This window comes from Anaerosporobacter sp. (assembly GCF_031551385.1).
GTDB lineage: Bacteria > Bacillota > Clostridia > Lachnospirales > Lachnospiraceae > Anaerosporobacter.
In genome coordinates this window covers 53,241-66,054 of the sequence record NZ_JAVBNS010000004.1, presented here as the reverse complement: position 1 = coordinate 66,054, position 12,814 = coordinate 53,241, and the positions used below count along the sequence as shown (strand labels likewise).

Genomic DNA, 12,814 nt, shown 5'->3' with positions numbered 1-12,814 from the left:
ACCTTCGCTGTTTTTTTATTTTCTGAACTTGTAGATGATTATAGCTTACTCTTTTTATAATTACATTGTAATCCATCCACAATTTTTCGACAAGTTTTTTATTACTCTATCACAAAAGAAATTAGATTCTTGGTTACTCTGCAATCAACATATCATTTTCAAGTATATGCTCGATTAGCCATTTTGTAAGGAACTCAATGATGTCATCAATTACATACTCTGTATTCTCATCAATTCCATCAATATCATAGGCATCTAGCTTATCTCTGAATTCTTGATGCTCTACCTTTTGTGTAAACATTCTTTTATAATTAATGCTTTCCATATACTCTTCTTCATCTTCAAAATGCTTAATTGTATACTCTTTTAGGTTATGTAATAGATGTTTTACATTATCATATTTATCTGGTATAAATTCATTGTTTTTTAGCTGGTATGTTTCTTCTGCAATTTCAAAAAGCTTTCTATGTTCATCATCAATCATTTTTATTCCTGTTAGGTATTCGTCTTTCATTTCGTACATAATTGTGTTCTCCTTTTTGATTTATTAAGTTATTCGTGTTGGTTCGTTTTGTTTGTAATTTTAAAAATAGTAATCGTTACTGTTTTATTTCATATTACATCTTTTTTGACTTTTCGTCAATAGGTTTCTATGCTAATTTTTCGTCTTAATCTTATAATTCCACTTAAATTTAAAAAAAACAACGTGGTCCAGCATCGTTGAGAGGCGTGTTGGGTTCTGTTAGTGCGACATTTTTGGATGAGATCAAACCAATGACAATCTGTTACTGATAAATTCTATGGATAGTCCATTGAGTATGTCAAATCCATTTCTGATAGTCTATGAAGTATAACACTTTAACTCGAAAGGCAGGTTTATAGTAAACTACCCTAATGTCAAACATTCATCAGTATCTTGATTGCTTTACTTCATGTACACAGATTGTCTCACATTTCAATCAACAATAGGAACGCTATAGTAATCCATTTGCATTGTGTGCACAATACAAATCAGGACTTGTCGCATCAGCACAAGTCCCAAAATGTATTTTATACTCAACACTATTCGTTTAAATAAAAATATTAATTATGACCAATCATTAACTCACCTTTAAAAACTTTATTTATATAAACATCATTTCCCAAAATATACAAATCATTTTTTTCTTTGTATATTATAACTTTGCTATAGCCTATCTTTGTTATGTGATTATTAAAACATACTAATAAATCACCTGTTTTAGAACTATGCAAGCCACATTTCTGAGACAATTTTTCTATATCTTCAATAGAGTTATATCTAGCATTTATTTTATATGTTTTCAAAATAAACACGCGGTAAAAAATGAGACATAAAATAATAGCTATTGCTATGCTAAATATTAAGTTTATAAACAGTTCTTGAGTATCAATTGATTGTTTAAATATCCAATTATATATTATCTCTCCAACAATATCTATAAAAAAAGCTACCATAAAGAGATTAAATGTAATACTCCTATTAACCATTTTTTCCAATTTATTAACCATCATTGATCACCTTTTCTTTATTATATCTAAAAACGCTTGTACTAATGTAATTGTTCTTAAAATATTAAATTCTTCTATGTGAACTCCCAGTTTTTCTTTCCCTCTATCAAGAAAAACAAATTATTTCTATTAGCATTATATTCTTATGAAATTCCGGGTTTATTTTTTTTATCTACAGAAGAGATAAAATTCGAAACAATGCATGTCAAAATGCAAAAAACTGCTCCTTTTAAATATTCATGCGTTATATACCCAAATATTAAAGTACCAAGTAATACCGATACTAATCTTACTAACCATATTTTTTTGTTTTTCATTTGGTAATCCTACTCCTTAATAATTATTTTTTATTTTCAAACACTTTTATTATTTTTCTGTTTTAATTGTTTTAATTGTTTCTACAATATTAAAATAATACCTATTTTTTTGGGTATACTACGATTACCACATTAATACGCCAAATCACAACAAATCTTGCATTCATATATTTCTTCTAAATATCTTATCCAAATCTCTTAGGTTAACCATATTCTTTTCTAGTCTATATCAACCTATTATTAAGTGATTTTTTGAATTCACTAACATATTATTACCTTCCTTTGCATTTGTCAATATATTCAAGAAATATTATAGGTTTCTCTCTACGTTAATTTTTTGTCTGAAAAGACCCTATATGGTTCGCATCGTTGAGAGGCGTGTTGGGTTCTGTTAGGATTATTATGGTAATACTACTGACCATATATTTATAAGCATATGAAATACAATAGGAACCAGATAGGTTTTATATTTACAATATAAATTTCCTTGAATATAGCCTAAAATAATACAATCCAATGATTGTACAATATTCAAATGGATAATTCCAAAAACTACTGCTTGGAATAAATTAGCCTTATATTCAGGCATTACATTTAATGCTCGTTTAAATATCAACCCTCTAAAAAGTAATTCTTCTGCTATTGGTGCCAATACCGTTAAATAAAAAATTGACAATGCAGTTTTTCTTATTGCTAACGTATTCATATTTTCTTTATATTCATACAGAACATCAATATTAGTTGTTTTATGTATAAATGATATGAGTCCGCTGAACAAAATCTGGTATATTAATGTAATCACTATTACACGAATAATAACTTTCCAATTTACCCCTGCTATTATCTCTGTTATCTTAATTTCATGTTCCTTTTTTAGAATATGTAGATAAACAAAAATCCCCACAAAACTAGATAGCACAACCACCAAAAGATCTTCTGAAATGTTTAATTCTTCATAACTAATATATTCACGAAAGAACGGTGTTATATTCAAAACTAGTGCTACTATCATCTGTAATCCTAGATAAATAAGCAGTGGTTGTAGACAATTCAGGTAGATTCCCCATTTTCTATTTTCCCTCAGTATTTTAATCATTTTCTGTTTATGTTACTCCTTGTTTTTTATTTATCTCCTAAGTAGATGGAAAAAGCTATGAGTGCCCTACTTATAGCTCAAATAGTGGTTTTCTTTTAGCAATATAGGAACAAATTATTTGTAATCACCATTATATATATGGTTATCAAGTATATACTCTAATAATAACTTCTCTTGCAAAATTCCATAATACTTTACATACGCGTTCTGCTTATTTACTTCTGCTTTCTTCACTTCTAATTGCGTTGCTCTCCCTAAATTATATTTTTTTACAACTGCATTATATTGCTTACTGTAATATATTATCTCACTTTGACTTGTTGATAGATTCAAAACAGCTTCCTTATAATCTGTATAAGCAACATTAACATACTGGCGTATGTCATTTATTAATATTGTTCGTTGTATATCATATCCATTAATCATATACTTGATTTGTGTTTTACTTGATTCACTTGTCAAATCCCCCATATAATCGGTATATGCATTTATGTAATATTTTAATTGTATTAATTGAGGATTTTTCAAAATAAACGCGTAAACTAAATCTTCCTCTTTATATCCTTTACTACTTTCCGTATATTCCAATACATATTTACTATTTTTATTCATTGTATCTCTTGCAATACTATTGTAAATTAACTGATATGTATTGTTACAAGTTCGTATCGATGATGTATTGCTACTTCTTTCAATCTCAAGCTTTTCTAAACCAGTCTGATTTACTAATCCTAATTTAACCTTCTTTTCTTCTATTATAATCTGAACATCTAGTAAGTTCTCATATGAATTATAATAACTCTTCTGTTCTTTTAAAACCATCATATTTAATAGATTTTTTACTACACCAAATTTTAACTGCTCTATTTCATAATCTAATATACATTGCTTATTTTCACTATAAAATTTATTCAAACTTGCATTTAGAACAGCCTCTCTATAACTACTGCTCGCACTATCTAATGAACTTGTTCCTGTATTAAGTTGCTCCTGTAAAACAGCTACCTGATAATCAATCTCCTGTATTCCTTTTTCTATTTCACCTAAACGTTCTTTATACTTCTCTTTTGATTGATTATAGGAGTCATATTCTTCTTGCAGTTCTTTTTTTAATTTTAATAATTCTGTCTTTACATTTTTTATATAAGACATCCCACTCTCAAGTTCTCCTACATAGTCATAGCTATCTTGTTTCTTTTCATTAGCTAAAGTGCTATTACTTATATTTAGCATATACTGATTTTTAACTTGGCTCACATCTGTGCTAAACAACTCATACTCTGCTAATAATTGACTCAGCTTTGTAGTTTGTGATTGGTTATTACTTGTCGTATTTTCAGGGGTATATATTACATACTCAAATGAATCTGCCGCAGCTACTACAGATATCTTTCCTACAATACAAACCAAAAGCATCAGTATCAAAACTTTTTTCTTAATTTCCATAGCCACCTCATATCAGATAAATTAGTTTCTCAGACGTAATAGTCCAAGTATTTTTTAATTTTTAACAAGTAACTCTAACTTTTCGAGAACATATGATAATATCCTTTTTTGCTCTGTTATTATTTTGGCTTCGCAACTCATACCTGCCTTAATCTCAACTCTGCTACCGTCTTTTTCATAAAATCCACTTGTGTTCAACGTAGCTTCCACCAAATAATAGGCAGAACCACTTTGTGAATCAACTTTAATATCATTCGACACCTTTGTTATTGTTCCCGTAATATAACCGTATTCTGCATTTGGATAAGCATGTATATTAAACTTAACAGACATTCCTTCTTTGACTTTACCAATTTCGCTATTATTAACATAGATTCTCACCTTATATTGGGAGTTCTCATCTGGTAAAACAGACAACACTTCTGTTCCCGCTGACAATGTATTACCCTTTACCAAATCAATTGCCATGTTAACTTTTCCTGACCATTTTGCACGAATAAAACAAGAATCAATTGTTTTATTCAGCTTTTCAAGACTAGTTTCTAATTCACTTATTTTACTTTCATATGAAGTTATGCTCTGCATTGTTGTCGTCAATTCATTATTCTCATAAGTTACTACTTCACCATATTTGCTTGCACTATTCTCTGTATCATCATAGATATAATTCTGGTTCTCACTTAAATCAATTCCCTTTTTCTTATCAGTTAACGTTGTAACTGACTCTTGTGTAGCCTTTAATTTACCTTGAAGTTCTACAATATATTGAAGCTTATACTCCTTTAAAGCTTCCTTCTTGCTTTCCTCATTACTCTTTAGTAACTCATTTTTTGAAAGTGAACTGTCCTCTGAAAGTTGTAAATCCTTTAATTTTTGTTCTATTTCTGTTAATTGCTTTGTAACCTCAAGTAATGTGGATGTCTTATACTTATCAATGGCATCATATGCTTCCTCTTTTGCAATTCGCGATTGCTCCACTTCCCATGCTGTTACTGCAATATCTTGTAATTCTACATTTGTCTCATATGTCTTCTTAGCCGTTTCATAAGCTTGTTCTAGTTCTTCCTTCTTCTGCCTGTAGGTTTTGTACTGCATATAATATGTATTTTCTTCTTCGAAATAATTCTTATCCTTCTTTATACTTTTCTGTAAGAGCTCCAATTGTTTTTTCGCTTCATTATAATATTCAATTGCATTCTGTCCTTGCTCTTTCGATATTGATGTCTTAATTTCTGCTGCTTGATCCTCATATTTTTTTTCTAATGTCTTATAGTTACTTTGATACATAAGATACTTGTTATAATATTCCATATTGGAGCTTTTAGAAAACTTATTTACACCATTTTCAATACAAGAAATCAGAAGTTTTATATTACTAACTTCAGATTGATAATAACCTAATTGCTCCCCTACATAGTCCTTCTGGTTAGATATATTCTCTTTCTCATAGTCAAACTTTTTTTTCATTGAATCCAAATTTATCTTATAATTTTCGTATTTCGTATAATATTCTAATTCCTCTTTCTTTGAAAATAAATTGGAACCTTTCTGTAGAGATTCTTTATATCTCGTTGATAACTGCAAATACCCACTATACTCCTTAAGTTGCTCTTCACAATACTTTTTCTCCACTAACAATTCATCGTGGTTTATTATATATAGAAGCTCTCCTTCCTCAACACAATCTCCATCTTCAATATTAACTTCTTCAATTATTCCACCATATACATTACTGACTACTCCAACATTTTCATCTGGTCGAATCATTCCTGGAGAATCCACAACAATATCAATCTTCCCAAAATACATCCATACAAGAGCTACAATAAGTAACGCACTTATTATATAAATAAACATTGTAATAACTTTACTTGGTTTACTTTCATATACCTCTCGACTATCGGACATATCTTCCATCTTTATAATAATTGGTTTCATTGTACTTACCTCATTTACTCCTATGTAATAACGAAAACTTACTAACAGTTTTTCATAAATTGCTACTTATCTAATCAGTAATTTGACTCCATAATGTATAGTACTGACCTTGCTTCTCTAGCAACTCTTTATGATTACCTTCTTCTATAATTTTTCCTTTTTCCATTACATATATCTTGTCACACTTTTTAATCGTGCTCAGTCTATGTGCAATAATAATTTGTGTGGTTCCTGTTAAATATTCTTCAATTGTTTTTTCAATTGCACATTCTGTAATAGAATCCAGATTACTAGTAGCCTCATCCATAATCAAAATGTCTGGTTTTCGTAAAATAGCTCTTGCAATAGCAAGTCGTTGTCTCTGTCCACCAGATAGATTTGACCCATTCTCCTCCAGTCTTGTCTCATATCGAAGTGGCAGTTCATTGATGAACGTATGTGCTTGCGCTTTTTTCGCCGCATCAACTACTTCCTCTACTGTTACATCATCCATTCCTAACATCAGATTTTCCATAATACTTCCACTAAATAAAAATGTTTCCTGTGGTATATAGGCAATACGATCTCGTAACACATCTAATTTAATATCCTGTATATTATAATCAGACATAAGGATTTCCCCATTCTCTGTCTGATACATATTAAGTAGAAGCTTTGCTATCGTAGATTTTCCAGAACCACTCTCCCCTACCAACGCAATTCTTTCGCCTTTGTTAATTGATATATCTACATTCTCTAGTACAGGTTTTCTAGTTCCATAACGGAATGTTATATTTTTGATTTGTATATCACCATTTAATGAAGATAGTTCAATCTTTCTTTCTTCATTCTCAAGCTTTTCTTTTTCTAAATCAAGAATCTCTCCGAGTCGCTCTGATGCCACAATTGCCGTCTGCATCTGTGGCTGTAAATTAATAAGGTTTTTTACGGGATCTAGGAAATACATCAGCAAAGAATTGAATGTTATTAACTGCCCTATCGTCAAATTACCTTTAATAACATTAAATCCTCCTATCCATAGGATAACAATCCCCCCAGTTAGTTCAACAAAACCAACCAAAGAACCTTGTATATTAGCTACCCAACTTAATTTAAAAATACTTCTTAACAATACAATAAATTTGTTCTCTGTATTTAAATGCACTTTACGTTCCGCATTAAATGCCTTAACTGTTTGTATCCCGTTCAAGGATTCAATCATATAAGATGTTAATTGTGCGTTATTTTCCATTTGCTTTTCATTTAATTTTTTATATATCTTATTAAAACTAAAAACTATTATAAAATATAGGATTAATATTATTATTGTTACCCCAAACATATAGGCATTCTGCATATATAAGATAATTCCACCTGCAATTGCCATAAGAGTATCAATCATAATTGTTAATGTTGCTCCTGATATCGCATCACGAACTTTTGATGCATCATTAAATCTTGAAATAATCTCCCCAACTTTTCTTGTTCCAAAAAAATTCATAGGTAACTCAAGAACATGATTGTAATAACCTAGTAATAAAGCAATATCTAATTTTTGACTCATATATAACAAAAGATGCGAACGTACCGCACCTAATAATATCTTGAATAAATTTAATAAAATGATACCTATTGATAATATATGCAGCGTTTTTGTCAAGCCATCTGCCAATATATCATCAATTAATATTTTGAAGTAAAACGATCCAAAGATACCAAGTATCGTTATTATAAGCGATGCTATAAAAATATTAATTAGTAATTTTCTTTGTGGAATTAGTAGATGAAAGAATCTAGAAACAATTCCTTTCGTTTCTTTACCCTTCTTAAATTCAACATTCGGTACTACAAAGATTAATACTCCACTCCATTGATATTTGGGTGGTTTCTCTTTCACTTCACCAAAAAATTCTTCTGGTGTAAGTTTAACAATTCCTTTTGCTGGGTCTGCTATTATAACTTGTTTCTTTGTTATTTTATGTATGACAACATAGTGTAACAGAGCTCCATCAGCTATGACATGAGCGATACATGGTAATGGAAATTCTGAGAAGAAAGCATCTTTATCACCTTTTACACCTTTTGCCGTAAAACCAAGCTGTTCTGCCGCCTTGATTATTCCATATACATTTGTTCCTTGTTTATCCGTTCCAGCAACTTCTCGAATCTTAGATATTGAAGTTAAAAGCCCCTGTTGTTTTGATATTGTTGCAAGGCATGCTGCCGCACAATCTGTTATATCATGCTGTTTTATACAATAAAATTTATGGAACATTTTATTTCTCCCTTTTCATCTGTAATTAAACTTATATAAAACTACATTGAAGTATAGCTAATAGATCAATGTAGTTTTATATGTAGTATTAATTTAAGTATTGTTATCTTTACTTACGTTTTTTTTCTTTATAATAACAAATAGCAATTACTACAAATGAACCAAAACATATTAATGTAGTATATTTAAGTAGTACTATATTATTACTTAACATCTGAATAATGGAAGATAAAAATGAAAGACCTGCCATTATCATTAAATAGAGTAAATGTATCTCTTTTTTTTTCATTTGATTATGCTCCTTAGTGACTACTTTACATTACTAACTATTACTGAGATTCCACCTCCTACTGTTGCTACACCCTTAACTATAGCGACACCTCCACCAATTTTACTTGCAGTAGCACATACTATTACACCACCAATAACTTCAGCAACACCACACACCACTCCAGCAACACCAGACACTACTCCCCAAAATGTTCCTCCGTCAATCAGTATAAGTTCATCTAAACTTAAATTCATAAATTGATTATTAACTGATAATTCCATTTATGCTTCCCCCCTATCTATTTTTTTGTTGCATTATCAAGTAAACCTGCTCCTATATTAATCATCTGTGCCGTGGCAGCAATACCCCCTACTATTTTACTACCTGGTGGTAAAACAACCCCTGCCGCTACTCCTACTGCTGGCGCAATCGCTATACACACTGTTCCTACAACAGCTTGAACTACTTCCCAAGCACCTCCTCCATCGTATGCAAGCATTTCATAATTGCTTAACTCAATAAACCCATTATCAATTCCAACTAATTCCATTTCTTCTTTTCCTCCTAGTATTTTTATATGTAAACAGCTTTCCACGCGCGTCAATATTATAATAGAAAACTGGCTTTACTAATATCACTACAGAATGTTCGGACTAATTCCAACATAAATTTCAATTTCAGTATTATTCTTATCCTTATTATCTGCTGTCAATGTCATATTATAACCGACAGTAATTGGAACCAACTTATTTCTAGCAATATACTGATTTAATTCATTGCATGTCTCATCCAATAACGCTGGGTTTCCTTTATGCGTTACCTTAATTGCATTTGTAATTTTAAAATTCTTTTTAAATGAATAAATATTTCCCGTTAGAATTTCCTTATCTAAAGGTATTAGGATTTCCAAATCCAATATTGTATATCCCTTATTTGAACTTATTCCATGAGTAGCAGTTATTGTTTTCCCAACTATTTCTGCTCCTGATTCCTTTATATAACTATGCATTTCTGTAAGTACTTGTTCAATTTCTTGTTGGGTTACATTCTTCCTAATTGATAACAAGTTTTTTTCTTCTATTTCTTGATTTTCTAATAATTCCATCTAATCTTCCCTTCTCCCATACACAAAAAGTATACGTTTGTTTACATTCTACATTTTTTAACACAGTCAAACTATATCCTATATTTCCCTATGAGTCAACTTGTTTTTTGGTTTTTTTTGTATTTTCACTTTAAAATACAAATTATCTCGTTTTTTTTCACTTGCAAACAGTTGCTATTACAAGCTTTATCCACCATTATTAATCTAACCAATTTATTTTCCTGTACTTGTACCCTTTTACATACCATTATGCTTAATATTTCATAGGATTTCTTCTAAATTTCCACCATTTCAAAACAAACGCAACACAAGCAAAAAAAAGGAAAGCCTCAATAGTTCCACACTATCCCAGTCTTCCCTTTGCTTTCCCTTTACGAATCTATCTCCGCCAATGTCTTAAACGTATAACCCATCTCTTCCCACTTCGTTAACAACTCATCTAAGATTTCTCCATTCGTCTTCGATGTGCTATGTAGTAAAACGATAGCCCCGGGGTGGATTCTCTTTAATAATTTATTAAATGCTTCCTCCTTCGATGGTTGGCTATCTACGTTCCAGTCAACATAAGCCAGACTCCAGAAGAATGTCTTATATCCCATATCCTTTGCCATCTGTAAGTTACTTATACTATACTTTCCTTGTGGTGGACGATAATATTTGCACATCTTTTGACCTGTTATCTCTTCAAATAGAGTTTCTACATCAACCATCTCTTTCTCAAACTCTGATTTATCCGAAATCGCCCCCATATCTCGATGATGGTAGGTATGGTTTCCTACGGTATGCCCCTCTTCTACCATACGTTTCACGATATCTGGACTTGTTTCAAGAAAATGTCCTACTACAAAGAAAGTTGCTGATACATTATGTTTCTTCAATGCATCAAGAATTGGTGCTGTATTTCCATTCTCATATCCACAATCAAAGGTCAAATAAATCACTTTATCCCCACTCGTCCCCATGTAATAGGCATCATATTGTTTCATTTCATCAGGAGTTGCATTTCCCGTTGGCGGCTGTCCTTCCGTAGAAAAACCTAATCCCCAGTTCTCACTTCCCGATTGGACTGATTGTTTTCTATTACTCCATGTAGTAACAAATTTTCCTGCTCCTGCACCTACAAAATACAGCATCATATAGACAATGCCAAGCACTATAAGAGGCTTATAATTTTTCTTCATACTACACCTATAAAACACCTTTTTATAAATATATTATTTTTTTATCCATTTATGCCGTATCTTTGCAAATTGATTTATTGTTTGACAATCCCGCCTCCTTTATGCTAGAATGACGTAGAACAAATTGAATATATATTCTGACTTGTCCTTTACCGCCGGGTAAAGTTAAACTAAGCGTCAGACTTCATATCGTTAGGCCATTGAAGATATGAAGTTCTGGCGCTATTTTTATTAGAAAGGCATGGTTATTTTTATGAAAGATTCCACAATTTTAAAAGACTTTGCAAAGTATGCATCGCTAAATGTTCTTGGTATGATTGGTCTGTCCTGTTATATCTTAGCGGACACATTCTTTGTTTCAAAAGGTCTCGGCGCAAATGGGCTGACTGCCCTAAATCTTGCAATTCCCATCTACAGCTTTATTAATGGAAGTGGTCTAATGCTTGGTATGGGAGGTGCTACAAAATACTCTATTCTAAAGAGTCAGGATAAGACAAAAGAAGCAAATCATACATTTACAAACACTATTTTGCTTACGCTTGGACTTGCTGCTATCTTCTTTTTCATGGGTATCTTCTTCTCTAGTACTATTACACGCTTACTAGGTGCAGATGAAGTTGTTTATCAGATGACAAAGACTTATCTACGAGTGATTTTGTTGTTTACTCCAATGTTTATGTTAAACAGTATGCTATTATGTTTTGTTCGAAATGATGGTGCTCCTCAACTTTCGATGCTCGCAATGATTGGCGGAAGTTTATCGAATGTTATCCTTGATTATATCTTCATATTTCCTTTTAACATGGGTATCTTTGGTGCTGTTTTTGCAACAGGACTTGCTCCTATCATTAGTATATTTATTATGTCTCCATTTTTCTTTAAGAAGAAAAACCACTTTCATCTTATCAAATGTAGACTTTCAGGTGTAATGATTCGCAATATTTTATCAACTGGTTTGCCTTCGTTAATTACAGAGGTATCCTCTGGTATTGTTATTATTGTTTTCAATAAGATTATATTAGGATTACAAGGAAATATTGGTGTTGCTGCATATGGCGTTATTGCAAATCTTTCGATTGTAGTCATCTCTATCTATACAGGCATTGCTCAAGGAGTTCAACCTATTATAAGCAATAACCATGGTATAGGAAATCAAAAGAATACGAAACAGATTCTACGGTACTCCTTAGTAACTGTACTTATAATTTCTGCCCTTGTCTATGTTTGCGTATTCTTTGGTGCAGATTCCATCACTAGCGTATTTAATAGTGAACATAATTCAACTTTACAAAGCATTGCTATCACAGGGTTACGCATTTACTTTACGGCTTGTATGTTTGCTGGATTTAACATTATCCTTTCTGTTTACTTTACATCAACAGAACGTGTACTTCCAGCACACATTATCTCTATCCTACGCGGATTTATTATTATTATCCCTATGGCATTCTTATTATCTGCTATAGCAAGCATGACTGGTGTTTGGCTTACATTTCCTTTAACGGAAATGATTGTAGCAATCGTTGGAGTTGTTTTATATCTACGCTCTAAAAAAGCGACATATTGTAACGCTTCTTAATTTGAAAACGATTCAATCTGTTGCTGTAAATGTTTTGTGTGAACAATAACACTAATTACAAATATGCCGTAAATATTAGCATGGACTAATATTTACG

12 protein-coding genes are annotated in these 12,814 nt (G+C 31.3%); 1 reads left to right on the top strand and 11 read right to left on the bottom strand.

The window, feature by feature from the left end; all coding sequences use genetic code 11:
• Positions 1 to 133 precede the first annotated feature (133 nt).
• From RMR19_RS00485 to pdaA, 11 genes are all read right to left on the bottom strand, one after another.
• Positions 134 to 523 (bottom strand): bacteriohemerythrin, encoded by a 390-nt coding sequence (locus tag RMR19_RS00485; RefSeq protein ID WP_310601586.1) that lies wholly within the window; start codon positions 521 to 523, stop codon positions 134 to 136.
• A 560-nt stretch (positions 524 to 1,083) separates the two neighbouring features.
• Positions 1,084 to 1,530: a hypothetical protein gene (locus RMR19_RS00480; RefSeq protein WP_310601585.1), complete on the bottom strand. Its 447-nt coding sequence runs from the start codon at positions 1,528 to 1,530 to the stop codon at positions 1,084 to 1,086.
• A 717-nt stretch (positions 1,531 to 2,247) separates the two neighbouring features.
• Positions 2,248 to 2,943 carry a CPBP family intramembrane glutamic endopeptidase gene (locus RMR19_RS00475; protein WP_310601584.1) on the bottom strand — a complete coding sequence of 232 codons (696 nt, stop codon included), beginning with the start codon at positions 2,941 to 2,943 and terminating at the stop codon, positions 2,248 to 2,250.
• A 114-nt stretch (positions 2,944 to 3,057) separates the two neighbouring features.
• Positions 3,058 to 4,389, bottom strand: a complete 1,332-nt coding sequence (locus RMR19_RS00470; RefSeq protein ID WP_310601583.1) for a hypothetical protein — start codon at positions 4,387 to 4,389, stop codon at positions 3,058 to 3,060.
• A 54-nt stretch (positions 4,390 to 4,443) separates the two neighbouring features.
• Positions 4,444 to 6,327: an HlyD family efflux transporter periplasmic adaptor subunit gene (locus tag RMR19_RS00465; protein WP_310601582.1), complete on the bottom strand. Its 1,884-nt coding sequence runs from the start codon at positions 6,325 to 6,327 to the stop codon at positions 4,444 to 4,446.
• Positions 6,328 to 6,397: 70 nt separating this feature from the next.
• Entirely contained in the window at positions 6,398 to 8,581 is a 2,184-nt protein-coding gene (locus RMR19_RS00460; RefSeq protein WP_310601581.1) for a peptidase domain-containing ABC transporter, read from the bottom strand.
• Positions 8,582 to 8,690: 109 nt separating this feature from the next.
• Positions 8,691 to 8,870: a hypothetical protein gene (locus RMR19_RS00455; RefSeq protein WP_310601580.1), complete on the bottom strand. Its 180-nt coding sequence runs from the start codon at positions 8,868 to 8,870 to the stop codon at positions 8,691 to 8,693.
• 20 nt (positions 8,871 to 8,890) lie between these two features.
• Complete coding sequence (locus RMR19_RS00450; RefSeq protein WP_310601579.1) at positions 8,891 to 9,133, bottom strand: hypothetical protein; 243 nt, start codon at positions 9,131 to 9,133, stop codon at positions 8,891 to 8,893.
• Positions 9,134 to 9,150: 17 nt separating this feature from the next.
• On the bottom strand, positions 9,151 to 9,402 hold the full coding sequence (locus RMR19_RS00445) for a hypothetical protein (protein WP_310601578.1): 252 nt from the start codon (positions 9,400 to 9,402) through the stop codon (positions 9,151 to 9,153).
• 87 nt (positions 9,403 to 9,489) lie between these two features.
• Positions 9,490 to 9,957, bottom strand: a complete 468-nt coding sequence (locus tag RMR19_RS00440; protein WP_310601577.1) for an AraC family transcriptional regulator — start codon at positions 9,955 to 9,957, stop codon at positions 9,490 to 9,492.
• 371 nt (positions 9,958 to 10,328) lie between these two features.
• Positions 10,329 to 11,093 (bottom strand): delta-lactam-biosynthetic de-N-acetylase, encoded by a 765-nt coding sequence (pdaA, locus tag RMR19_RS00435; protein ID WP_331654581.1) that lies wholly within the window; start codon positions 11,091 to 11,093, stop codon positions 10,329 to 10,331.
• Positions 11,094 to 11,391: 298 nt separating this feature from the next.
• Here pdaA and RMR19_RS00430 point away from each other — a divergent pair, with 298 nt between their 5' ends.
• Positions 11,392 to 12,717: an MATE family efflux transporter gene (locus RMR19_RS00430; protein WP_310601576.1), complete on the top strand. Its 1,326-nt coding sequence runs from the start codon at positions 11,392 to 11,394 to the stop codon at positions 12,715 to 12,717.
• Positions 12,718 to 12,814 lie beyond the last annotated feature (97 nt).

Coding starts and splice junctions, on each gene's coding strand:
- RMR19_RS00470 (WP_310601583.1), bottom strand. CDS start 4,389: ATGGAAATTAAGAAAAAAGTTTTGATACTGATGCTTTTGGTTTGTATT.
- RMR19_RS00450 (WP_310601579.1), bottom strand. CDS start 9,133: ATGGAATTATCAGTTAATAATCAATTTATGAATTTAAGTTTAGATGAA.
- RMR19_RS00475 (WP_310601584.1), bottom strand. CDS start 2,943: ATGATTAAAATACTGAGGGAAAATAGAAAATGGGGAATCTACCTGAAT.
- RMR19_RS00430 (WP_310601576.1), top strand. CDS start 11,392: ATGAAAGATTCCACAATTTTAAAAGACTTTGCAAAGTATGCATCGCTA.
- RMR19_RS00465 (WP_310601582.1), bottom strand. CDS start 6,327: ATGAAACCAATTATTATAAAGATGGAAGATATGTCCGATAGTCGAGAG.
- RMR19_RS00485 (WP_310601586.1), bottom strand. CDS start 523: ATGTACGAAATGAAAGACGAATACCTAACAGGAATAAAAATGATTGAT.
- RMR19_RS00440 (WP_310601577.1), bottom strand. CDS start 9,957: ATGGAATTATTAGAAAATCAAGAAATAGAAGAAAAAAACTTGTTATCA.
- RMR19_RS00455 (WP_310601580.1), bottom strand. CDS start 8,870: ATGAAAAAAAAAGAGATACATTTACTCTATTTAATGATAATGGCAGGT.
- pdaA (WP_331654581.1), bottom strand. CDS start 11,093: ATGATGCTGTATTTTGTAGGTGCAGGAGCAGGAAAATTTGTTACTACA.
- RMR19_RS00480 (WP_310601585.1), bottom strand. CDS start 1,530: ATGGTTAATAAATTGGAAAAAATGGTTAATAGGAGTATTACATTTAAT.
- RMR19_RS00445 (WP_310601578.1), bottom strand. CDS start 9,402: ATGGAATTAGTTGGAATTGATAATGGGTTTATTGAGTTAAGCAATTAT.
- RMR19_RS00460 (WP_310601581.1), bottom strand. CDS start 8,581: ATGTTCCATAAATTTTATTGTATAAAACAGCATGATATAACAGATTGT.